The organism is Paraburkholderia aromaticivorans (genome assembly GCF_012689525.1).
Taxonomy (GTDB): Bacteria; Pseudomonadota; Gammaproteobacteria; order Burkholderiales; family Burkholderiaceae; genus Paraburkholderia; species Paraburkholderia aromaticivorans_A.
Window position 1 is genome coordinate 1,302,634 of the sequence record NZ_CP051516.1, and the last position, 20,461, is coordinate 1,323,094.

Sequence of the window (20,461 nt, forward strand, 5' to 3'; positions counted from 1 at the left end):
GACCATGCAAAACGCCCCTATGACTGCTCTGTTGCCCGACGCGCTGGTGATGCTCGCCGTTGTCGTCGCGTGGCTCAACGACACGTTCGTCGGCCAGGCCGGTCGCCGTACCACGTACTTCATCGCGTTCTTCTCGACGCTGGTCGCCGGCGTCTGGTTCGCGATGAACGCGTTCGATCCACAAGTGCGCTACTACTTCGGCCACATGTACGTGGTGGATTCGTTCGCCAACGTGATGAAAGCGGTGGTGACGCTTGGCTACGCGGTGTCGATCGTCTATTCGCGACGTTACCTCGAAGATCGCGGCCTGTTCCGCGGCGAGTTCTTCCTGTTGGGCATGTTCTCGTTGCTCGGCCAGCTAGTCATGATCTCCGGCAACAACTTCCTGACGCTGTATCTCGGCCTGGAACTGATGTCGCTGTCGCTGTATGGTGCGATCGCCCTGCGTCGTGACGCAGCGCCGTCGAACGAAGCGGCCATGAAGTACTACGTGCTGGGCGCGCTGGCTTCCGGTTTCCTGCTGTACGGCATCTCCATGCTGTACGGCGCGACCGGTTCGCTCGACCTGAACGAAGTGTTCAAGGCGATCGGCACGAGCCACTACGATCCGAGCGTGCTGCTGTTCGGCGTGATCTTCATCGTGGCGGGCGTGGCGTTCAAGATGGGCGCGGTGCCGTTCCATATGTGGGTGCCTGACGTGTATCAAGGCGCTCCGACGGCGATGACGCTGATGGTCGGCGGCGGTCCGAAGGTTGCCGCATTTGCCTGGGGTCTGCGTTTCCTCGTGATGGGTCTGCTGCCGCTGGCCGTGGAATGGCAGCAAATGCTCGTGATTCTTGCTGCACTGTCGCTGATCGTCGGCAACATTACCGGTATCGTGCAACGCAACGTCAAGCGGATGCTCGCGTACTCGGCGATCTCGAACATGGGCTTCGTGCTGCTGGGTCTGCTGGCCGGCGTGGTCGACAATAAGACCACGGGTGCGGCCAATGCATACGGTTCGGCCATGTTCTACAGCATCGTGTATCTGATCACGACGCTGGGCACGTTCGGCGTCATCATGCTGCTGGCGCGCCGCGATTTCGAAGCGGACACGCTCGAAGACTTCAAGGGTCTGAATCAACGCAGCCCGGTGTTCGCCTTCGTGATGATGATCATGATGTTCTCGCTCGCCGGCATTCCGCCCGCGGTCGGTTTCTACGCGAAGCTCGCGGTGCTGCAGGCCACCATGAATGCCGGTTTGACTTGGCTGACGGTGCTGGCCGTGATCACCTCGCTGTTCGGCGCGTTCTACTACCTGCGTATCGTCAAGCTGATGTATTTCGATGATCCACAAGACAAGTCGCCCATTCTCGCTGACAGCAGCACGCGTGCTTTGCTCGCGCTCAATGGTGTCGCCGTGCTGGTGCTCGGTATCGTGCCGGACCCGTTGTTGAAGGCCTGCCTGCAGGCTATCCAGCACACGCTGCTGCTCTGATGTCGGCAGCGGGTTGGTTTATCGTGCTGTTGGCGCTGGTCGGCGCCAACTTGCCGTTCCTGAATCAGCGCCTCTTCGCCGCCGTGCCGTTGAAAGCGGCGAAGAAAAGCGCCTGGCTCCGGATTGCCGAATTGATCGTGCTGTATTTCGTGGTCGGCGCGCTCGGTTTTCTGCTGGAAGCGCGCGCGGGTAACCGCTTCGAACAGGGTTGGCAGTTCTACGCGATCACGTTCGCGCTCTTCGTGGTGTTCGCGTTCCCTGGCTTCACCTTCCAGTTTCTCGTCAAACGCCGCTGACGGCGTCTCGCCGTCGGCGCACCCTGTCCCAAGGTCCGCATATGGCTGAACTTCCCGATCACGACGCCGCGCTCAAAGAGACCTGCATTGAGAGCAAAACGATCCATCAGGGGCCGTTTCTGACGCTCAAATGCGACACCGTTCGCCTGCCGGACGGCAAGCACGCCACGCGCGAATATGTTCAGCATTCCGGCGCCGTGATGGTGATTCCATTATTCGACGACGGCCGCGTGCTGCTCGAAAGCCAGTATCGCTATCCGATGGGCAAGGTCATGGTCGAGTATCCGGCCGGCAAGCTCGATCCGAACGAAGGCGCGCTGGCCTGTGCGATACGTGAGCTGCGGGAAGAGACAGGATATACCGCGCGCGAGTATGTTTATCTGACACGCATTCACCCGATCATTTCCTACTCGACCGAATTCATCGATATCTACCTCGCGCGCGGTTTGAGCGCCGGTGAGCGCAAGCTCGACGAAGGCGAATTTCTCGAACTGTTCACGGCGACTGTGCCCGAGATGTCCGAGTGGGTGCGCACCGGCAAGGTGTCTGATGTCAAGACGGTGATCGGCACGTTCTGGCTGGAGAAGGTGTTGTCGGGTGCGTGGCCGTTGGCGGAGCCGGAATAACGTCGGTAGAGAAGAAGGTGCGCGCGTTGCGCGCCACTTCGGAAGTCTGAGAAAAGCCCTTGTTGGTCTAAGACCGGCAGGGGCTTTTCTCATTGCGAGGCGTGCGACATCGCACCATCGCTGGCGTGTTGGCCGGCGTCTTAAAAGTGTGTCGTTTGCCTTATGCCATTCGACAGTCTCGCCCAACGGCCTTTGTCCCTCTAGTATCGACCTTTGAGAGCGACTGCCACTATTCGTTTTATTTCGGATAACGAAGTTGTGGTGGGCGCATTTGATTCCGAGTAACGAACAGGTTGTCAGTTGACAACTTGTTCGTTACTCGCTAAATTGGAGGACATTAGATGGTTCGAGGAACCCATTCTAAGAAAGAGGTCGAGGCCGCGTTGGCGTATGCCGAGAGAAACGGCTGGCGTGTTCAGGGCGGTGGCAAAGGTCACGCTTGGGGAAAAATGTACTGTCCTGATAAAGACGCGGAGTGTCGGTGCGGTGAGTTCTGCATATCGAGCGTCTGGAGCACGCCGAAGAATCCCGGCAACCACGCCAGACATCTGCGGTGCATCGTCGACAACTGCACGGCTCGCCGGTAGCAAATCCGTTCTTTGGGCGAAAGCCTTGGGGCTGAATGAAGGCAGGAGTAATTTATGGAATATGTGTTCACGTTGAAGTACCGGCTCGCGGCTGAAGACTGCGATCTTGACGCGATCGTCGAGCGTCTGGGTGAAGCCGGGTGCGACGACGCCACCGTTGGTATCGGGCAACCGGGCCGCATCGCGCTGTTTTTTACTCGCGAAGGCACGTCCGCATTCGAGGCGCTGGTCAGCGCTCTCCAGGACATCAAGCGAGTGGTGCCATCCGCGCGTCTTGTCGAGGCCGGCCCCGATTTCGTCGGCCTGACTGACGTCGCCGAAGTCGCCGGCGTGTCACGGCAAAACATGCGCAAGCTGATGCTGAGCCACGCAATCGACTTTCCGCCGCCGGTTCACGAGGGCAGTGCGTCGGTATGGCATCTGTCGGACATCCTTGACTGGCTCGCTGCGCGCGGCGGCTATGACATCAAGGCAGACGTGTTCGACATTGCGAGAGCGGTCAAGCAGATCAACCTCGCGAAAGAGGCACGCGAACTCGAGCCGCGGCTTGGCCGTCAACTGGAATGTCTTGTCGCATAGAAGCAGCGCGGCAGGCAGCATGCCAAGCCCCGCAAGCGTATGTGATCGGCAAGCCTGTTTGCCTTCCGGAGCACCTTCGGCAGGCGTTCGCGCAAAGCGTTAAAATCGCCCACCGCGTTCGAATTGTCAGCAACTTCCGGCGTCGGCACCTTCGTCCGTAGAAATTTACGAACGACCGTTCACAAATTTCCGTTTTGCGCTAAACTGGCACGCAAGCCCTGATTCCACATGAAGGTCCTCGATTTACAGTGTCCGCATGGCCATCGGTTCGAAGGCTGGTTCGCTTCGGCTGATGACTTCGAATCGCAGCAGTCCCGCAAGCTCGTCGAATGTCCGATGTGCGGTGCGAACGAGGTGAGCCGTTTGCCGTCGGCCCCGCGCCTGAACCTGTCGGGCGCGACCGAAACGAAAGCGCCAGCGGGCGCAGGGGAAATGCAGGCGCGTGTGATGCGCGCCTTGCGCGAGGTACTGGAAAAGACCGAGAACGTGGGCGACCGCTTCGCCGAGGAAGCACGGCGCATTCACTACAATGAAGCGCCCGCACGCAATATTCGCGGTGTCACGACACCGGAAGACGCGAAAGCCTTGGTCGAAGAAGGCATCGAAGTGATGCCGCTGCCGGTCCCGGCTGCCTTGAAGGAACCGCTGCAATAGCGCAGTGGCTCACTGGCGGCGGGTGGTGGCGGCCAGGAGACACGACGCATGAATCTGGACTGTTCCCCCGCTGATAACGCGTTCCGCGCAGACATCCGCGCCTGGCTCGAAGCGAATCTGCCGCGCGAGCTGAGCGACAAGGTACTCAATCACAAGCGTCTTGCCCGCGAAGACTTCGCGGGCTGGCATAGGCTGCTCGGCACGCGCGGCTGGTCGGCGATCGCGTGGCCGAAAGAATATGGCGGCCCAGGCTGGGACGCGACCCAGCGGCACATCTGGGACGAAGAGTGCGCGCGTATCGGCGCGCCGTCCGTGCTGCCTTTCGGCGTCTCCATGGTGGCGCCCGTGCTGATGAAGTACGGCAACGAGGCACAGAAGCGTCACTACTTGCCGCGTATTCTCGACGGTACGGACTGGTGGTGCCAGGGCTATTCCGAGCCCGGCTCGGGTTCCGATCTGGCCTCGCTGCGCACGCGGGCCGAGCGCGTCGGCGACCACTACGTGGTCAACGGTCAGAAAACATGGACCACGCTCGGCCAGTACGCTGACATGATGTTCTGCTTGGTGCGCACGGACAGCGGCGCCAAAAAGCAGGAGGGCATCTCGTTCCTGCTGATCGACATGAAAACGCCGGGCATCACCGTGCGGCCGATCATTACGCTCGACGAAGACCACGAAGTCAACGAAGTCTTTTTCGAAGACGTGAAGGTGCCGGTCGACAATCTGGTTGGCGAAGAGAATCGCGGTTGGACTTACGCGAAATATCTGCTCGGTCACGAGCGCACCGGCATCGCGCGGGTCGGCCAGTCGAAGCGCGAACTCGTTTTCCTGAAACGCCTTGCGCTGAATCAGAAAAAGAACGGCAAGCCGCTGCTGCAAGACCCGGTATTTGCCGCGAAAGTCGCGAGCCTAGAGATCGAGTTGATGGCGCTCGAAGTCACCGTGCAACGTGTGGTCGCCAATGAAACAGGCGGACGTGGACCGGGACCGGAAGCGTCGATGCTGAAGATCAAGGGCACGGAAGTGCAGCAAGCGCTGACCGAGCTGATGTTCGAAGCCGTCGGACCGCTTGCCGCACCGTTCGACGTGCCGTTCCTCGAAGGCGAACGCGAACACAGCCTGGCCGGCGACGACGATGCCGCGCCTCTCGCCGCGTACTACTTCAACTTCCGCAAGACGTCGATTTACGGCGGCTCGAACGAAATTCAAAAGAACATCATCGCGCAGATGATTCTCGGACTCTGAGGAGCGGCGCATGGACTTCACTTTCAACGACGAACAGCAGCAATTCGCTGACGCGCTGCGCCGCTATCTGGACAAGAGCTACGGGTTCGAAGCGCGTCAGGCGATCGTGCGATCGGAACCCGGGGTGTCGGACGCGCATTGGGCCGCGTTTGCCGAACTGGGCCTGACAGCGTTGCCGGTACCGGAAGCGCAAGGCGGTTTCAACGGCGGCCCGATCGACATGCTCGTGGTCATGCAGGAACTCGGTCGCGCGCTGGTCATCGAGCCCTATTGGGCGACCGCGGTCGGCATCGAAGCGTTGCGCCTCGCGGGTAGCGATCAGGGCGAAGACGCGTCGCTGCTCGAACGCGCTGCTCAAGGCGAGATCAAACTGGCCGTGGCATTTCACGAACCGCATGCACGCTACGACCTGTTCGCGGTCGAGACAATCGCAACCGGCCAAGACGAGAAGCAGACACTGACCGGCACGAAGTCTGTGGTGCAACACGGCGCGCAAGCGGATCACTGGATCGTCCCGGCCCGGCTGAACGGCGAGATCGCACTCTTCGTTGTGGCGCGCAACGCGGCCGGCGTCAAGATCACGGACTACCGCACGATCGACGGCCAGCGCGCCGCCACACTCGAATTCAACGGCACGCCGGCGCGCCGACTGGCCGGCAAACACGGCGGTGCGGCCGCGCTCGAACACATCGCGGACTACGGCACGGTGCTGTTGTGCGCCGAGGCGATCGGCGCGCTCGACGCCTTGAACCTCGCCACCGTCGACTACACCAAGACGCGTCAGCAGTTCGGCCAGCCGATCGCGCGGTTTCAGGCCTTGCAGCATCGCATGGTCGAGATGCTGATTCACGCCGAGCAGGCGCGTTCCGTCACGTATCTGGCCGCGATGCGCTACACGAGCACGGATGCGGACGAACGTCGCCGCGCGGTTTCCGCCGCGAAGGCGCGGGTCGGTCAAGCCGCGCGTTTCGTCGGCCAGCAGGCGGTTCAGTTGCATGGCGGCATGGGCGTCACGAACGAAGTGGCCGCGGCGCATCTGTTCAAGCGGCTTGCTATCATCGAAACCACATTGGGCGATGTCGATCACCATCTCGCGCGGTTCGCCGCGCTACCCGGCTTCGTGACTGCCGAAGCCTGATCAGACATTCGAATCGAATACAAGGAGGTGCGACGATGGGTTTGAGTTACGAGGACTTCATAGTCGGCACGAGCATCGAAATCGGCAAGCACACGTTCACGCGCGAAGAGATCGTCGAGTTTGCACAGAAGTTCGATCCGCAGCCGTTTCATCTGGATGAAGCCGCAGCCGCCGAGTCGCCATTCCGCGGGTTGGTCGCGAGTGGCTGGCATACCTGTTCGGTCATGATGGGCATGCTGGTGCGGAACGCGTTCGCGGGTTCCACGTCGATGGGCTCGCCCGGTATCGACGATATCCGCTGGCTGAAGCCGGTGCGCGTCGGCGACACGATCACCATGATGAACGCCGTGCTCGACAAGCGCATTTCGGAGAGCAAGCCGGATCGCGGCATCGTGTCGACGCAGTGGGAAGGCATCAATCAGCATGGCGAAACGGTGATCACGGTGCGCTCGAAGGGACTGTTCGGGCTGCGCAATCCAGGCGCCGCGTCATGACGGGCAGCGCGGCGCCCGCCGCAACGTTCGGCAGCGCGGCGGCCTTGCGCGCGTTGGTGGGCGGCGAGCCGCTCGTGAGCGAATGGCTGACGGTGGATCAGGCGAGCGTCGATCGTTTCGCCGAAGCGACCGGTGATCATCAATGGATCCACGTCGACCCGGAGCGGGCGCGGCGCGAGTCGCCGTTCGGCGGTCCCGTGGCGCACGGTTTCCTGACGCTGTCGTTGATCCCGGCGCTACTCGGTAAGACGGTGGCGCTCGAGCAGCGCATGGGCGTCAATTACGGATTGAACCGCGTGAGGTTTACGTCGCCGGTGCTGGTCGGCTCACAGTTGCGCGCTAGATTCGCGGTCGAGTCCGTTACCGAAATCGATAACAACGGTGTGCAAGTGGTGTGGAACGTGACGCTGGAGCGGCAGGGCAGTGAGCGGCCGGTGTGTGTCGCGGAGTTCATCACGCGGCATTATTTCTAGCGTTGCGGCGGCGCATGGCAGGTTAAAAAAGCGCGAGCCGGCATGAATACCGGTCGCGCTTTTTTACTGACGCCGCTTCCTATGCCGCGGCGAATTCAATGTTTCGCGTATTGCGTCGCACCGAACAGTATTTCTTTTGCCTTGTCGTCCATGAGCGGTTGACGCGCGGACGCCAGCACTTCCACTCCGCGCACGACTGCCGGACGCACGGCGATCTCTTCATGCCAGCGCTTCACATTTGGAAACGCATCCAGTTCGACACCCTGGTTTTGCCACGAGCGTGTCCACGGGAACGCGGCGATATCCGCGATCGTATAGTCGTTACCCGCGAGATATTGCGTCTTGCCGAGTTGCGTGTCCATCACGCCATACAGACGCTTCGTCTCGTTCGTGTAACGGTTGACCGCGTATTCAATCTGCTCCGGCGCATAGTTCCGAAAGTGGTGCGTTTGACCGAGCATTGGACCCAGACCGCCCATCTGGAACATCAGCCATTGCAGCGCCGAATAACGCGCGGCCGGATCGGTCGGCAGAAACTTGCCGGTTTTCTCGGCGAGATAAATCAGGATCGCGCCCGATTCGAACAAGGCGAACGGCTGGCCGTCGGCGCCCTTGGGGCCCTCGGAATCGACGATTGCCGGGATCTTGTTGTTCGGGCTGATGGCGAGAAACTCAGGGTTGAACTGGTCGCCCGCGCCGATATTCACACCGTGCACGTTGTACGCGAGGCCCGTTTCCTCGAGCATGATGTGAACCTTGTGGCCGTTCGGGGTCGCCCAGCTATAAACGTCGATCATCGTAGTTCCTTTGTTTCGTGAAAGCGGCGCCTCGAAGGGCGCCGCTGTTGACGAAAATTAGAGCATAGATCGCGCGATGCTGCTTGCGGCGCTGCAAGTCAGTCGCGACCTCGCGACCTCGCGGCACCGGGGCGTGACGGCTCGGCTCAACTCAGCGTCAAACCCGCGTGATCGGCGTCTCCACGCGAGCCGCCGCACCGGCATCCGTGTAACGCGCCAGTTCGAGTTTGGCGATCGCATTGCGATGCACCTCGTCGGGACCGTCGGCGAAACGCAGCGTTCGTGCCGACGCGTAGGCATACGCGAGCGGAAAGTCGTCGCTGACACCGCCGCCGCCGTGCGCCTGAATCGCCCAGTCGATCACCTGACACGCCATGTTCGGCGCGACCACCTTGATCATGGCGATCTCGCCGCGCGCGCCCTTGTTGCCGACGGTGTCCATCATGTAGGCCGTTTTCAGCGTGAGAAGACGCGCCTGCTCGATCATGCAGCGCGCTTCGGCGATACGTTCCTGCGTGACGCCTTGCGCGGCGACAGGCTTGCCGAACGCGACACGTTGCAGCGAGCGTTTCGACATGAGTTCGAGCGCGCGTTCAGCAAGACCGATCAGACGCATGCAATGATGGATGCGTCCCGGCCCGAGTCGGCCCTGCGCGATCTCGAAGCCGCGGCCTTCGCCGAGCAGCATGTTGGTGACCGGCACGCGCACATTCTCGAGCGTGATGTCCATGTGCCCGTGCGGCGCGTCGTCGTAACCGAAGACGGTGAGCGGACGATGCACGGTAATGCCGGTGGCGTCGGCGGGAATGAGGATCATCGACTGCTGCTGGTGGCGCGGCGCTTCCGGATCGGTCTTGCCCATGACGATATAGATCTTGCAGCGCGGATCGCCCGCGCCGGACGACCACCACTTGTGGCCGTTGACCACGTAGTAATCGCCGTCGCGCACGATGCTGGTCTGGATATTGGTCGCATCCGACGACGCCACTTCGGGTTCCGTCATCAGAAACGCCGAACGGATCTGACCTTGCAGCAGCGGTTCGAGCCACGCGCGCTTGTTGTCGTCGCTGCCGTAGCGTTCGATCGTTTCCATGTTGCCGGTGTCAGGCGCGTTGCAGTTGAATACTTCAGGCGCCCAGGGCACGCGGCCCATGATCTCGCACAGCGGCGCGTACTCGAGATTCGTCAAGCCGGCGCCGCGCACGGAGTCGGGCAGGAATAGATTCCATAAGCCGGCGTCGCGCGCTTTTTGTTTGAGTTGTTCGATCAGTTCGGTCGGCACCCACGCGTTGCCACTCTGACGATTGCGTGCAATTTCCGCGTAGAACGCCTGCTCATTCGGATAGATGTGCTCGTCGAAGAATGCGAGCAGTTTTTCGCGCAACGCCTGAACCTTCGGGGTGTAATCGAAATTCATGTGAGACCTCGCGGATGACGGGTAACGGACGACGTTTGTTCGGAGCGCAGCAGAACGCACAGCCGGACGCGCGATTCAGCGCGCGATTCCGGTCAGCGCACTTTCTGCGCGTAGCGCCAGGCGAGTTCGGCCATCGGCTTCGCGCGACGACCGGCGTCGAGTGCCTGCGCGCTGGCCGCGGTGCCGTCGACGACGCGTTTCATGATCCCTTGCAGGATCGCGGCAATGCGAAACATGTTGTACGCCAGGTAGAAATTCCAGTCGCCGTGAATCTCGAAGCCGGTGCGTTGGCAATAACGCTCGACGTATTGCCGCTCGTCGGGAATGCCGAGGGCAGCCCAATCGAGACCCGCGATGCCGCGGAATTGCGTCGGATCGACGTGCCACGCCATGCAGTGATACGCGAAGTCGGCAAGCGGATCGCCGAGCGTCGACAACTCCCAGTCGAGCACGGCAAGCACGCGCGGCTCGTCGGGATGAAAGATCAAATTGTCGAGCCGGTAGTCGCCATGCACGACCGATGCGCGCTCGCCCGTTTCGGCCGGCATATGCTGCGGCAGCCATTCGATCAGCCGCTGCATCGCGTCGATCGGCTCGGTCTCGGACGCGATGTACTGCTTGCTCCAGCGACCGATCTGGCGCGCGAAGTAATTGCCTGGCTTGCCGTAGCCGGCGAGACCCACGGCCGCGACATCGACGCTGTGCAGCGCCGCGATCACGCGGTTCATTTCGTCGTAGATGGCGGCGCGCCCGCCGGGCGTCATACCGGGCAACGATTGATCCCACAGCACGCGGCCTTCGACGAACTCCATCACATAGAACGCGCGGCCGATCACGCTCTCGTCCTCGCACAAGGCGAGCATTTTTGCGACCGGTACGTCGGTGTCGGCGAGCGCATGCATCACGCGGTATTCACGTTCGACGGCGTGCGCCGACGGCAGTAGTTTCGCTGCGGGGCCAGGCTTCGCGCGCATCACATATGAACGCGACGGCGTGAGCAGTTTGAACGTCGGATTGGACTGGCCGCCGGCGAATTGCTCCAGCGTGAGCGGCCCGGAAAATCCGTCGACATGCTGAGTCAGCCAGTCGGCAAGCGCGCCGGTGTCGAAGCGTTGCCGCTCGCTGACGGGTCGCGTGCCCTCGTAATCCGAATAGTGCGGCTGATGTTCTGGTTCGCCGCTCGGTGTGGCTTGCACCATCTGTCTCCTCCCGTTCGGGGTTCAGCTACGCTTGTATTGGGTGAATTGTGCGTAGAGCATTTCCATCGTGGTGTTGCGGACGTCGCGATGCAGCGGCGACGGTGGTGAATAGTTGATCGTGCGCAGCACCCAGTCTCGCGGCGCAGCGCCTACGTCGAGCGCGTTGATGCAGCCGGTGGCTTGCGCCAGATGGCCGAAGAACGTGCGGCCGCCGGCCGTAAGCGCATGCGACAGGATCGCCCGGTTCACGCCGCCATGCAGGACGAGCAGCACGGTGTCCCACGACGTGTCCTCGCGCAGCGCAGTGACCGCGGGCAAGACGCGATCGAACAACGTGCCGATGGTCTCGCCCTCGAGAAAGCGCGTGCTTTCCGGAACGATGCCGTCGAACACGCCGAGAAACGCGGCCTCGATATCCTGCGGCGGAATATTGTTGAGCTTGCCGCTGCGAATCTCTTCCCAGGCAGGCTCGATGTCGAGTTCGATTTGCTGACCGGTCTCGGCCAACACGCGCCGCGCGGTTTCGATAGTGCGCGGCAAGCCACTGACGATCACCCGGTCGAAGCGGATCTGCTGTTCGGCGAACACGCGGCCCGCCGCGCTGGCCTGCTCGCGTCCGTTGGCGTTCAGCGGCACGGTTTCGGGATCGATCGCGCGACCGGAGTCGTCGAAGTAGGTGACGTCGCCGTGACGCATCAGAAAGATGCGGCGGCGCTTGGGCAGTTGATAGTCGGGCATCGTCCCTTCGTTCACTTATAGACCGGAGCGCGTTTTTCGAGGAACGCGGAAATCCCTTCAAGCCCTTCACGGTGATGCAGCGAGGCGACAAAGCTGTCGCGCTCGGCCACGAGATGATCGGCGAGCGGCTGCGCACCGGCTGCGCTGATCAGCCCTTTGATGCGCGCGACCGAGTTGGGCGAAATCTTCCCGAGTTCGTCAGCCCAGGCGACTGCGGCGTCGCGCACGGCGCCGGTCTTGACCAGTTTGTTGACGACACCGAGTTCATGCAGACGTGTGGCGCCGATCGGTTTGCCTTCGATCAACACTTCGGTGGCTAGTTGACGCGGCAGGGCTTGGGCGAGAAACCACGACCCGCCGCCGTCCGGCGTCAGGCCGACGCGTGCATACGACATGACGAATTTGGCATCGTCCGCGGCCACGATCAGGTCGCACGCGAGCGCGAGTGAGAATCCCGCGCCGGCGGCGGCGCCATCCACTGCGGCGATCACCGGCTTTGACGAAAGACGCAGCGCCGAGATCCACTCGCCGAGCAGATCGATGCTCTCGGCTTGCACGGACGGATCTTTCGCGCGGTTTTCCAGCAGGCGGTTCAGATTGCCGCCCGCGCAAAAGAAGTTGTCGGCGCCGGTAATCACGACGGCGCGAATGGACGGATCGCGCTCCACCGAGTCGAGCGCCTCGATGCCGGCGGCGTACATGTCCGGATGCAGCGCGTTGCGTGCGCCGGGGTTGGATAGCGTGAGGACCAGCGTCGATTCGCTTTCGGTGGGGCGCGAGGTCAGCAGTTCGGCGCTCATTGTTGCGTCTCCTGAGTCTGCGTTTCGGTGTCGGCCGCGTCGCGTTGGATCAGCGACAGGCCAAGCTGGGCGCGCCGCGCGAGCCAGGGCGACGGACGATAGCGCGGATCGCCCAGCACACTGAACATGTTGCGCAGGATCGCGAGAATGGTCGTTGCACCGAGCGCGTCGCCGAGCGCAAGCGGGCCGCGCGGATAGCCGAGGCCGAGCGTCACGGCGAGATCGATGTCCTCCGGCGTGGCGATCTGTTTTTGCGCGATGTCGCAGCCAATGTTGACGATGGTCGCTACCACGCGTTGCGCGACGAAGCCGGTCGAGTCGCGGATCACGGTGACGGGCACGCCGTCGGCGGCAAAGAGCGCATGTGCCGTGTCGCGCGCGGTGCGCGTGGTGGCGGGTGTTGTCATCAGCGTACGGCGGTGCGCGCCGACGAGCGGGAAGAGCGCATCGATTGCGACGACGCGGGTTGCGTCCAGCGCTTCATCGACCGCGGCCGTGGTCGCATCGTGACCAAACGGTGTGACGACGATCAGCGAGTTCGCTGCGGGCGTGGCGCCGTCGTCGAGCTTCACGCCGGCTTTCTCGATGAGTTGCACGACCGCGTCGTGGGCTTGCGGATAACGCTTGCTGACCCACACGCTGGCCGGCAGCCCGGTCGGCGCGGGCGCTTCGGCGGGCACTTGCTGCTTGCCGTCTTCGTAGCGATAAAAACCTTCGCCGGTCTTGCGGCCGATCAGTCCGCCCGCGAGCCGAGTGGCGGTAATGGGCGACGGCGTGAAGCGCGGCTCTTCATAGAACTGGTGGTAGATCGACTCCATCACCGGATGCGAGACGTCCAGCGCCGTCAGATCGAGCAACTCGAATGGCCCGAGGCGAAAGCCCGCTTGCTCGCGCATGATGCGGTCGATGTCGGCGAAGCTGGCCACGCCTTCACCCGCCACGCGCAAGCCTTCGGTATTCATGCCGCGACCCGCGTGATTCACGATGAAGCCGGGCATATCTTTCGCGCGCACCGGCGTGTGACCCATGCGGCGCGCGAGGTCCATCAGCGCGTCGCCTGCTGCAGGGTCGCTGCGCAGACCGTCGATCACTTCGACGACCTTCATCAACGGCACGGGATTGAAGAAGTGATACCCGACCACGCGCGACGGGTCACTGCAGCCGGCGGCAATCGCCGTGATGGACAGCGACGATGTGTTGGACGCCAGCACGCATCGGCCGCTCACGACGGCCTCGAGTTCGCGGAACAGCGCCTGTTTCACGTCGAGTTTCTCGACGATCGCCTCGACGACCAGATCGCAACCAGCCAGATCGCCGATCGCTTGCGCACCGCTCACGTTCGCGAGCGCCGCAAGCGAACGGGCCTGGTCGAGCTTGCCTTTAGCGGTCAATTTGGCGAAAGTCTCGGCGAGGTAGTCGCGCGCGGCGCCGATCGCAGCAGGGTTGGTGTCGTACAGACGTACGGTGAGACCGGCCAGTGCGGCAATCTGGGCGATACCGCGACCCATTGCTCCGGTTCCGACAATGCCGATGGTTTCGATGCTGAAATTGCGAGAGGTCATTGCGATGCTCGACTCCATGGTTATTTTTGAATAGCACGATCGTGCAATTTACTGGATGATTGATCGAAGGCCGCTGCCGTGACATTGATGGGCGGTCGCATACAACTCAAGGGAAGGAGACACCCAATGATCAAGCTGTGCGGTTTCGCGCTCTCTAACTATTACAACAAAGTGAAGTTCGTGCTGCTCGAACACGGCATTCCGTTCGAGGAAGTGTCCGTGAAGCCCAGTCAGGATGAGGCCATGCTCGAGCATTCGCCGCTCGGAAAAGTGCCTTATCTGCAGACTGAAGACGGCGATCTGTGCGAATCGCAATGCATTGTCGAGTATCTGGCCGCGCGTTTTCCCGACAAGGAGATTTTCTCCACCGATCCTTGGGAAGCCGCCAAGGAGCGCGAACTGATCATGTTCGTCGACGTGCATCTCGAACTGACCGTGCGCAATCTCTACAAGGAAGCGTTCTTTGGCGGCACTGTGACCGAGGCGACCAAAGGGCGTGTCGAGAAACTGCTCAAGCATCACATTGCCGGCTTCAAGCGGATCGTGAAGTTCGGGCCGTATCTGAGGGGCGAGCGCTTCAGCGTCGCGGATACGGCCGGCTATGTGAGCTTGCCGCTGGTGGGCATGGCGACGCAGACCATCTACGGCCGCGATTTTCTGCTCGATGCGGGCATCGACTGGAAGAGCTATGTGAAAGCGATCAACGCCAGGCCGGCCGCGCAGCGTGTGACCGAGGACCGCAAGGCGCATATCGCGGCGTCGCGCCCGGCTTGACGGGCGTTGCGCGGAAGAGTGCGAACCGGGGCGTGCCGCGCACGCCCGGGCCGCTGCGCGCGATGGCGAGGAACGTAGGTTCGTTCGCAGCATCGCGCGGGACATGCTAGAGACGCGCCAGCCGCTCGAGCGCGGTGGCGAGCGTGCTTTCCTGCTTGGCAAAGCAGAAGCGCACCACGCCCGACTCATGGGCCTCGTGATAGAACGCCGAGACCGGAATGGCCGCGACGCCGATCTCGCCGGTCAGCCATTGCGCGAATTCGGCTTCGGGCAAGTCGCTGATCGCCGAATAGTCGACGCACTGAAAGTATGTGCCCGTGCACGGCAACAGCTTGAAGCGTGAGTTCGCGAGGCCGGCGCGGAAGAAGTCGCGCTTCTTCTGATAAAACGCCGGCAGGTCGAGATACGGCGCCGGATCTTTCATGTAGTCGGCAAGACCGATCTGCATCGGCGTGTTGACCGTGAACACGTTGAACTGGTGCACCTTGCGGAACTCGGCGGTGAGCGCGGCGGGCGCGGCCACATAGCCGACCTTCCAGCCCGTTACGTGATAGGTCTTGCCGAAGCTCGACACCACGAAACTGCGTTGCGCCAGTTCCGGATAGCGGGCCACGCTCTCGTGCGGCGCGCCGTCGTAGACCATGTGTTCATACACTTCGTCGGACAGGATCAGCACGTTGGTGCCGCGCACGATCTCTTCGAGCTTGCGCATGTCTTCCGCGCGCCAGACCGTGCCGGTCGGATTGTGCGGCGTGTTGATCAGCAGGAGCCGCGTTTTCGGCGTGATCGCGGCAGCGAGCTTGTCGAACGGGATCGCGTAGTCGGGCGCGTCGAGCGTGACGAACACCGGCGTGCCGCCGGCCAGTTCGATGGACGGCAGGTAGCTGTCGTAGGTCGGCTCGACCACGATCACCTCGTCGCCCGGGTGGACTGTGCAGAGAATCGCGGTCAGTAACGCTTGCGTCGCCCCCGCTGTTACGGTGATTTCGGTGGTGGCGTTGTAGCGGCGGCCGTACAGGTTCTCGATCTTGTCCGAGATCGCCTGACGCAGCGGCGCGACGCCGGCCATCGGCGGGTACTGGTTGTGGCCGCCGCGCATGGCGTCCGCGACCGCGTCGACGATCCGCGGATCGCAGTGGAAATCGGGAAAGCCCTGACCCAGATTCACCGCGCCTTTTTCGGCGGCGAGCGCGCTCATCACGGTGAAAATCGTCGTGCCGACGTCCGGCAGGCGAGACGGAAACGTGGGAGTCGAGGGCGTGTCGTGCGGTGCATTCATGGCGCTGTCCGGAGCGTGGGCAAGTGAGTTAGGCAAAGGCGTCGTTTGAAACGGGCGAAGCCTGATTGTAGGGAATCGCGGCGCCGTGTGTGCGCCGCGCAGTTCACGTTAGCCGTCTGGCCAGGGCCATGCGGCTGGAGGGTCATGCGGTTAAAGGCTCGCCGGCGGCGCTCAGGGACATGCCGGTGGCGGCGACGAACGGCGCCGGCTGGGCGATCTGAAAGCCGAAGTCACGGGCGATCCGCTTGGCCAGCTTCAATACTGCACGGTCCTTCGAAACCAGCCAGTCGGCCTGCGCGGCGTGCGCGAGCTCGAGAAACTTCTGGTCGTCGCGGTCTTTGCATTTGGGCAAGGGCTTGGCATCTTCCGCTTGCGCCTCGGGTTCGACCAACTGCGCGAGCCGTGAAACGACCGCCAGCGCCGCCGCCTTGTCCACATTCCGATGCACGAATTGCGGATAGTCGAGCACGTAGGTGAGTTCGGCGAGGCAGCGCGCGTCGATCAGCGCGGTCAGCGCGCCGCTTTCGAGCGCGGCCGCGATCGGCCGCGTGTGCGGGTCGTCGAACACGAGAATGTCGATCCACACATTGGAATCGAGGACGACGCGCAAAGCGTCGGGTGAGGCATGGGAACCGGGCATTCGTTACAATCTGGCTTTCGTCTTTGACCGCCAGGCACGGCGTGCCTGCAAGCCTCTATGATAATCGTTCTGTCGCCGGCGAAATCGCTCGACTACGAAACCCCGCCTCACGTCAAAAAGCACACGATCCCCGATTTTGTCGACGACGCGGCCGAATTGATCGGCGGATTGCGTCTTTTGTCGCCGCAGCAGATCGCCTCGCTGATGGACATTTCGGATCAGCTCGCGCACCTCAATTTCCAGCGTTACGCAGAATGGTCGCCCAAGTTCGGCACGCACAACGCCAAGCAGGCGGTGCTGGCGTTCAACGGCGACGTGTACGAGGGCTTCAATGCGAAGACGCTGTCGTCGGCGGATCTGGACTATGCGCAGAACCACGTGCGGGTGTTGTCGGGCCTGTACGGTTTGCTGCGTCCGCTCGATCTGCTGCAGCCGTACCGGCTCGAAATGGGTACGCGTTTCGCCAATCCGCGTGGCAAGGATCTGTACGCGTTCTGGGGCGAGCGCATCACGCAGGCGTTGAATGCGCAACTGAAGAAGAACGCCGCGGCGTCGCGCGTGCTGGTGAACTGCGCATCGGGCGAGTACTTCAAGTCGGTCAAGCCGAAGCTGCTCGAAGCGCCGATCATCACGCCCGTTTTCGAAGACTGGAAGGGCGGCCGCTACAAGATCATCAGCTTCCATGCAAAGCGCGCGCGCGGCTTGATGGCGCGCTATGCCGTGGAAAACCGCCTCGACAGGCCTGAGCAACTGAAGGACTTCAACGCCGACGGCTACGCGTTCGACGCCGAGGCCTCGAACGATTCCACTTACGTATTCCGCCGCCGCGTCGCTGAATAAGCGTCGCCGCGCAGACAAGCAGGGAAGAACATCATGACGTTATCGATTACAAGCAACTTCGACGCGGGTGCGATCGAAGTGCTGTCCTGCGAAGACGCAGGCAATATCCGTTTGCGCGTGCGGCCGGACAGCCACGCCGAGTTCGCGCAGTGGTTTTATTTCCGCTTGTCCGGCGCGGCGGGCGAGCGCTGCGTAATGACTTTCGAGAATGCGGCCGCGTGTGCCTTCGCCGAAGGCTGGCGCGACTATCAGGCGGTGGCGAGCTATGACCGCGTGAACTGGTTTCGCGTACCTACGTCGTACGACGGCCGCGTGCTGACGATCGATCACACGCCGGATTTCGACCGTATTTACTACGCGTACTTCGAGCCGTACAGCGAGGAGCGTCATTCGGAGTTTCTCGGCGCGGTGCAGCAGATGCCGCAGGCCACACTCAGCGAGTTGGGCACGACCGTCGAAGGCCGGCCCATGTCGCTGCTCACGCTCGGCACGCCGCAAACCGGCGACGTGCCGAAGAAGAAAATCTGGTTGATTGCGCGCCAGCATCCCGGCGAGACGATGGCCGAATGGTTTATCGAGGGTCTCGTGAAGCGGCTCGCGGGTTGGGGCGATTGGGCGGGCGACCCGGTCGCGCGCAAGCTCTACGATCACGCGGTCTTCTACATCGTGCCGAACATGAATCCGGACGGCAGCGTGCACGGCAATCTGCGCACGAATGCGGCCGGCGCGAATCTGAATCGCGAGTGGATGGAGCCGGATGCCGCGCGCAGCCCCGAGGTGCTGGTGGTGCGCGACGCGATTCGCGCCACCGGTTGCGATCTGTTCTTCGATATCCACGGCGACGAGGCGCTGCCCTACGTGTTCGTGGCTGGCTCCGAAATGCTGCCGGGCTTCACCGAACGGCAAGGGCAAGAACAGAAGGCGTTCATCGAAGCATTCAAGCAGGCGAGCCCTGATTTCCAGGACAAGTATGGCTACGCCGCGAGCAAGTATCGCGAGGACGCACTGAAGCTGGCGTCGAAGTATATCGGCAACGAATTCGGCTGCCTGTCGCTGACTTTGGAGATGCCGTTCAAGGACAACGCCAATCTGCCCGACGAACGAGTGGGCTGGAACGGCGAGCGCAGCGCGTCGCTCGGCGCTGCGATGCTGCAGGCGATCTTGCGGCACGTGGAAACATTTGCCTGAACATCGCTGTACATGAAAACGAGGCACACACTTCACGGTGTGTGCCTCGTTTTCATTGGGGCGCGTGTTTAGCTTGCGGCGCTGGTGCGGTGATGCCGCACGCGCGACCCGCTAATGAGTTTTCTTCTTCGCCGGCGTCTTCTTCGCGGCTGCTTTGTTCGAACTCGTTCGCGACGATTTGCCCGAGCTCGGTTTGGAAGACTTGGTGGTGGCTTTCTTCGTTGTCTTGCCGCTCGCCGAGTGCTTGCCTTTGGCGCCCTTATGCTTGTCCGACGATGCACGCGACCCCGACGGTTCCGAGCTGTGCGCACGGGCCGGCGGCACCGGATCGTTCCAGCTGAACGCCAGCATCTGCGCGCCGACATAGCCGCAGCGGAACTTCAGATCGGCAGGATCGCCGCCGCCGCTCTGGCGGATGCCGAGCCCTTCGACGGTGACGATGTTGTCTACCTTGACGCGCTGCTTGCCCTCGTCGAACGAATCGTTCCACGGCGTGACGGACGCATGCGCGCTGTCGAACGAACTAGGTGGAAATTCGACATGGTCGAAGGCAGTCGACGTGCTGGCGACAAAGTTGCCGTGAGCCGCGCAGTCCGCAACGAGCGGGTCCGCATGCAGGTCATTGACAAATTTGTTGACGAGATCGTTGTGCTGCTCGAGTTGATCGGCGAATGCGGAAGCAGGGCATATGAGCGAGAGAGTCGCCGCACATGTTGCCAACCGGCCGACTAACCGCAGCAATCGGCGCGGTACGTTGGTGCGATCCATCTAGTTCGTTAGACGCTAATGAGATGAGGCACGTAAGATGCACGGCGAGAGGGTGGAGTTCAATCCTGACACAAATATTTTGTCCTGTTTGTAGTGTGTGGGCCCGGGCGGCTCGACGTGGCCGAGTCGCTAATCGCCGTTAATACGTGTTTGGTGCCCGCGCGAGTGTCAGGTGCGTGGTCCGCCCAGTCGGTATCTCCGTACATCATAAGTGGTGACCCACGCAGGACGGTAGACCGCGATCAATGCCGTCGACATGCCGGTGAACCAGGATTCCCCGATGGCAAGTAGAAACACGCTGAACGCGTAGGCCGCAGGCACCACGGCCATCGAACCGTCGGCGAGCGCGATATGAATGCCGAGGGCGGCGGCCGCCGTGAGCGACACGGCGATGGCAGGTGAGACAAAGCCCTGGCCGAGGATGAACATGAAGAGATTGCGTGGTAGCCACGCGATGCTGATGCGCTGAAGCAAAGTAGAGATGCCGACCGGCAGTGCACCGTACACGAGGAAAGTTAGCGCGATGCCCTGCCATGGCGCATCGAAGACGACGGCGGCAAGACCCGTGACCACCGCCATGGCGATCAGCGCCAACGCCCAGTCGAATAACGTGACGACTAGCGTGGCGCCGAGCAGATGCATGACGGTGCCGTCGTCGAGCCATGCATTACTTGCCCACAGCACCGACACTGCGACGATGATCGCAAGCCAGACATGCTGGAGTGTGCCGTCCTGAAGTCGTTTGAAAGGATTTTTCCACAGCGCGAGCGCGACCACTATCGCAGTGGCGATCCAGCCACCGACAGCGACCCAGAACGGAAGCGGTGTGTAGAGGAAACCCATGAGGCTCATATTACTCGTTGGACGAGAAAAGGTGTGAGCGGATTCCA

At 62.1% G+C, this 20,461-nt stretch carries 23 protein-coding genes; 13 read left to right on the forward strand and 10 right to left on the reverse strand.

Annotated features, from left to right (window positions below; all coding sequences use genetic code 11):
* Window positions 1-4: 4 nt before the first annotated feature.
* From nuoN to HF916_RS33825, 10 genes are all read left to right on the forward strand, one after another.
* Window positions 5-1,477, forward strand: a complete 1,473-nt coding sequence (gene nuoN, locus HF916_RS33785; RefSeq protein ID WP_168793166.1) for an NADH-quinone oxidoreductase subunit NuoN — start codon at window positions 5-7, stop codon at window positions 1,475-1,477.
* Complete coding sequence (locus HF916_RS33790; RefSeq protein ID WP_168793167.1) at window positions 1,477-1,773, forward strand: DUF2818 family protein; 297 nt, start codon at window positions 1,477-1,479, stop codon at window positions 1,771-1,773. Before nuoN ends, HF916_RS33790 begins: the two co-directional genes overlap by 1 nt.
* A gap of 41 nt (window positions 1,774-1,814) precedes the next feature.
* Window positions 1,815-2,399 (forward strand): NUDIX domain-containing protein, encoded by a 585-nt coding sequence (locus tag HF916_RS33795; protein WP_168793168.1) that lies wholly within the window; start codon window positions 1,815-1,817, stop codon window positions 2,397-2,399.
* Window positions 2,400-2,740: 341 nt separating this feature from the next.
* A complete protein-coding gene (locus tag HF916_RS51115; protein ID WP_240975792.1) occupies window positions 2,741-2,986 on the forward strand; it encodes a hypothetical protein in 246 nt (81 codons plus the stop codon).
* A gap of 54 nt (window positions 2,987-3,040) precedes the next feature.
* Complete coding sequence (locus tag HF916_RS33800; protein ID WP_168793169.1) at window positions 3,041-3,565, forward strand: helix-turn-helix transcriptional regulator; 525 nt, start codon at window positions 3,041-3,043, stop codon at window positions 3,563-3,565.
* Between the two features lie 228 nt (window positions 3,566-3,793).
* On the forward strand, window positions 3,794-4,219 hold the full coding sequence (locus HF916_RS33805; RefSeq protein ID WP_168793170.1) for a DUF1178 family protein: 426 nt from the start codon (window positions 3,794-3,796) through the stop codon (window positions 4,217-4,219).
* 48 nt (window positions 4,220-4,267) lie between these two features.
* On the forward strand, window positions 4,268-5,464 hold the full coding sequence (locus tag HF916_RS33810; RefSeq protein WP_168793171.1) for an acyl-CoA dehydrogenase family protein: 1,197 nt from the start codon (window positions 4,268-4,270) through the stop codon (window positions 5,462-5,464).
* 10 nt (window positions 5,465-5,474) lie between these two features.
* Window positions 5,475-6,602 carry an acyl-CoA dehydrogenase family protein gene (locus HF916_RS33815; RefSeq protein ID WP_168793172.1) on the forward strand — a complete coding sequence of 376 codons (1,128 nt, stop codon included), beginning with the start codon at window positions 5,475-5,477 and terminating at the stop codon, window positions 6,600-6,602.
* Window positions 6,603-6,637: 35 nt separating this feature from the next.
* Window positions 6,638-7,096, forward strand: a complete 459-nt coding sequence (locus tag HF916_RS33820) for a MaoC family dehydratase (protein WP_168793173.1) — start codon at window positions 6,638-6,640, stop codon at window positions 7,094-7,096.
* Window positions 7,093-7,569, forward strand: coding sequence for a MaoC family dehydratase (locus HF916_RS33825; protein WP_168793174.1), 477 nt, complete (start codon window positions 7,093-7,095; stop codon window positions 7,567-7,569). Before HF916_RS33820 ends, HF916_RS33825 begins: the two co-directional genes overlap by 4 nt.
* A 95-nt stretch (window positions 7,570-7,664) precedes the next feature.
* On the opposite strand, the gene HF916_RS33830 is transcribed toward HF916_RS33825, so the two are convergent.
* The 6 genes from HF916_RS33830 to HF916_RS33855 form a co-directional block, all read right to left on the reverse strand.
* Window positions 7,665-8,366: a glutathione binding-like protein gene (locus tag HF916_RS33830; RefSeq protein ID WP_168793175.1), complete on the reverse strand. Its 702-nt coding sequence runs from the start codon at window positions 8,364-8,366 to the stop codon at window positions 7,665-7,667.
* Between the two features lie 157 nt (window positions 8,367-8,523).
* A complete protein-coding gene (locus HF916_RS33835; RefSeq protein WP_168793176.1) occupies window positions 8,524-9,783 on the reverse strand; it encodes an acyl-CoA dehydrogenase family protein in 1,260 nt (419 codons plus the stop codon).
* 92 nt (window positions 9,784-9,875) lie between these two features.
* Complete coding sequence (locus tag HF916_RS33840) at window positions 9,876-10,982, reverse strand: phosphotransferase (protein WP_168793177.1); 1,107 nt, start codon at window positions 10,980-10,982, stop codon at window positions 9,876-9,878.
* A gap of 21 nt (window positions 10,983-11,003) precedes the next feature.
* A complete protein-coding gene (locus HF916_RS33845; protein WP_168793178.1) occupies window positions 11,004-11,720 on the reverse strand; it encodes a histidine phosphatase family protein in 717 nt (238 codons plus the stop codon).
* An 11-nt stretch (window positions 11,721-11,731) separates the two neighbouring features.
* Window positions 11,732-12,520 (reverse strand): oxepin-CoA hydrolase, alternative type, encoded by a 789-nt coding sequence (locus tag HF916_RS33850; RefSeq protein WP_168793179.1) that lies wholly within the window; start codon window positions 12,518-12,520, stop codon window positions 11,732-11,734.
* The gene (locus tag HF916_RS33855; RefSeq protein ID WP_168793180.1) at window positions 12,517-14,082 is read right to left on the reverse strand and encodes a 3-hydroxyacyl-CoA dehydrogenase; all 1,566 of its coding nucleotides are present in this window, start codon (window positions 14,080-14,082) and stop codon (window positions 12,517-12,519) included. The genes HF916_RS33850 and HF916_RS33855 overlap by 4 nt, the downstream gene beginning before the upstream one ends.
* A gap of 126 nt (window positions 14,083-14,208) precedes the next feature.
* On the opposite strand from HF916_RS33855, the gene HF916_RS33860 reads away from it, so the two are divergent.
* Window positions 14,209-14,856, forward strand: a complete 648-nt coding sequence (locus HF916_RS33860; protein WP_168793181.1) for a glutathione S-transferase family protein — start codon at window positions 14,209-14,211, stop codon at window positions 14,854-14,856.
* Between the two features lie 106 nt (window positions 14,857-14,962).
* Here the strand turns inward: HF916_RS33860 and HF916_RS33865 are convergent, their stop codons facing one another.
* Both HF916_RS33865 and HF916_RS33870 read right to left on the reverse strand, forming a co-directional pair.
* Entirely contained in the window at window positions 14,963-16,135 is a 1,173-nt protein-coding gene (locus HF916_RS33865; RefSeq protein WP_168793182.1) for a pyridoxal phosphate-dependent aminotransferase, read from the reverse strand.
* Window positions 16,136-16,277: 142 nt separating this feature from the next.
* On the reverse strand, window positions 16,278-16,775 hold the full coding sequence (locus tag HF916_RS33870) for a putative toxin-antitoxin system toxin component, PIN family (RefSeq protein WP_168793183.1): 498 nt from the start codon (window positions 16,773-16,775) through the stop codon (window positions 16,278-16,280).
* 57 nt (window positions 16,776-16,832) lie between these two features.
* Between HF916_RS33870 and yaaA the strand changes: the two genes are divergently transcribed.
* Together yaaA and HF916_RS33880 are read left to right on the forward strand one after the other, a co-directional pair.
* Complete coding sequence (yaaA, locus tag HF916_RS33875; RefSeq protein WP_168793184.1) at window positions 16,833-17,615, forward strand: peroxide stress protein YaaA; 783 nt, start codon at window positions 16,833-16,835, stop codon at window positions 17,613-17,615.
* Between the two features lie 33 nt (window positions 17,616-17,648).
* Entirely contained in the window at window positions 17,649-18,803 is a 1,155-nt protein-coding gene (locus HF916_RS33880) for a M14 family metallopeptidase (protein ID WP_168793185.1), read from the forward strand.
* A 111-nt stretch (window positions 18,804-18,914) separates the two neighbouring features.
* Here the strand turns inward: HF916_RS33880 and HF916_RS33885 are convergent, their stop codons facing one another.
* Window positions 18,915-19,571 carry a BspC domain-containing protein gene (locus HF916_RS33885; protein WP_168793186.1) on the reverse strand — a complete coding sequence of 219 codons (657 nt, stop codon included), beginning with the start codon at window positions 19,569-19,571 and terminating at the stop codon, window positions 18,915-18,917.
* 168 nt (window positions 19,572-19,739) lie between these two features.
* A complete protein-coding gene (locus HF916_RS33890; protein ID WP_168795741.1) occupies window positions 19,740-20,414 on the reverse strand; it encodes an energy-coupling factor ABC transporter permease in 675 nt (224 codons plus the stop codon).
* Between the last annotated feature and the right edge of the window lie 47 nt (window positions 20,415-20,461).

Coding starts and splice junctions, on each gene's coding strand:
- nuoN (WP_168793166.1), top strand. CDS start 5: ATGCAAAACGCCCCTATGACTGCTCTGTTGCCCGACGCGCTGGTGATG.
- HF916_RS33790 (WP_168793167.1), top strand. CDS start 1,477: ATGTCGGCAGCGGGTTGGTTTATCGTGCTGTTGGCGCTGGTCGGCGCC.
- HF916_RS33795 (WP_168793168.1), top strand. CDS start 1,815: ATGGCTGAACTTCCCGATCACGACGCCGCGCTCAAAGAGACCTGCATT.
- HF916_RS51115 (WP_240975792.1), top strand. CDS start 2,741: ATGGTTCGAGGAACCCATTCTAAGAAAGAGGTCGAGGCCGCGTTGGCG.
- HF916_RS33800 (WP_168793169.1), top strand. CDS start 3,041: ATGGAATATGTGTTCACGTTGAAGTACCGGCTCGCGGCTGAAGACTGC.
- HF916_RS33805 (WP_168793170.1), top strand. CDS start 3,794: ATGAAGGTCCTCGATTTACAGTGTCCGCATGGCCATCGGTTCGAAGGC.
- HF916_RS33810 (WP_168793171.1), top strand. CDS start 4,268: ATGAATCTGGACTGTTCCCCCGCTGATAACGCGTTCCGCGCAGACATC.
- HF916_RS33815 (WP_168793172.1), top strand. CDS start 5,475: ATGGACTTCACTTTCAACGACGAACAGCAGCAATTCGCTGACGCGCTG.
- HF916_RS33820 (WP_168793173.1), top strand. CDS start 6,638: ATGGGTTTGAGTTACGAGGACTTCATAGTCGGCACGAGCATCGAAATC.
- HF916_RS33825 (WP_168793174.1), top strand. CDS start 7,093: ATGACGGGCAGCGCGGCGCCCGCCGCAACGTTCGGCAGCGCGGCGGCC.
- HF916_RS33830 (WP_168793175.1), bottom strand. CDS start 8,366: ATGATCGACGTTTATAGCTGGGCGACCCCGAACGGCCACAAGGTTCAC.
- HF916_RS33835 (WP_168793176.1), bottom strand. CDS start 9,783: ATGAATTTCGATTACACCCCGAAGGTTCAGGCGTTGCGCGAAAAACTG.
- HF916_RS33840 (WP_168793177.1), bottom strand. CDS start 10,982: ATGGTGCAAGCCACACCGAGCGGCGAACCAGAACATCAGCCGCACTAT.
- HF916_RS33845 (WP_168793178.1), bottom strand. CDS start 11,720: ATGCCCGACTATCAACTGCCCAAGCGCCGCCGCATCTTTCTGATGCGT.
- HF916_RS33850 (WP_168793179.1), bottom strand. CDS start 12,520: ATGAGCGCCGAACTGCTGACCTCGCGCCCCACCGAAAGCGAATCGACG.
- HF916_RS33855 (WP_168793180.1), bottom strand. CDS start 14,082: ATGACCTCTCGCAATTTCAGCATCGAAACCATCGGCATTGTCGGAACC.
- HF916_RS33860 (WP_168793181.1), top strand. CDS start 14,209: ATGATCAAGCTGTGCGGTTTCGCGCTCTCTAACTATTACAACAAAGTG.
- HF916_RS33865 (WP_168793182.1), bottom strand. CDS start 16,135: ATGAATGCACCGCACGACACGCCCTCGACTCCCACGTTTCCGTCTCGC.
- HF916_RS33870 (WP_168793183.1), bottom strand. CDS start 16,775: ATGCCCGGTTCCCATGCCTCACCCGACGCTTTGCGCGTCGTCCTCGAT.
- yaaA (WP_168793184.1), top strand. CDS start 16,833: ATGATAATCGTTCTGTCGCCGGCGAAATCGCTCGACTACGAAACCCCG.
- HF916_RS33880 (WP_168793185.1), top strand. CDS start 17,649: ATGACGTTATCGATTACAAGCAACTTCGACGCGGGTGCGATCGAAGTG.
- HF916_RS33885 (WP_168793186.1), bottom strand. CDS start 19,571: ATGGATCGCACCAACGTACCGCGCCGATTGCTGCGGTTAGTCGGCCGG.
- HF916_RS33890 (WP_168795741.1), bottom strand. CDS start 20,414: ATGGGTTTCCTCTACACACCGCTTCCGTTCTGGGTCGCTGTCGGTGGC.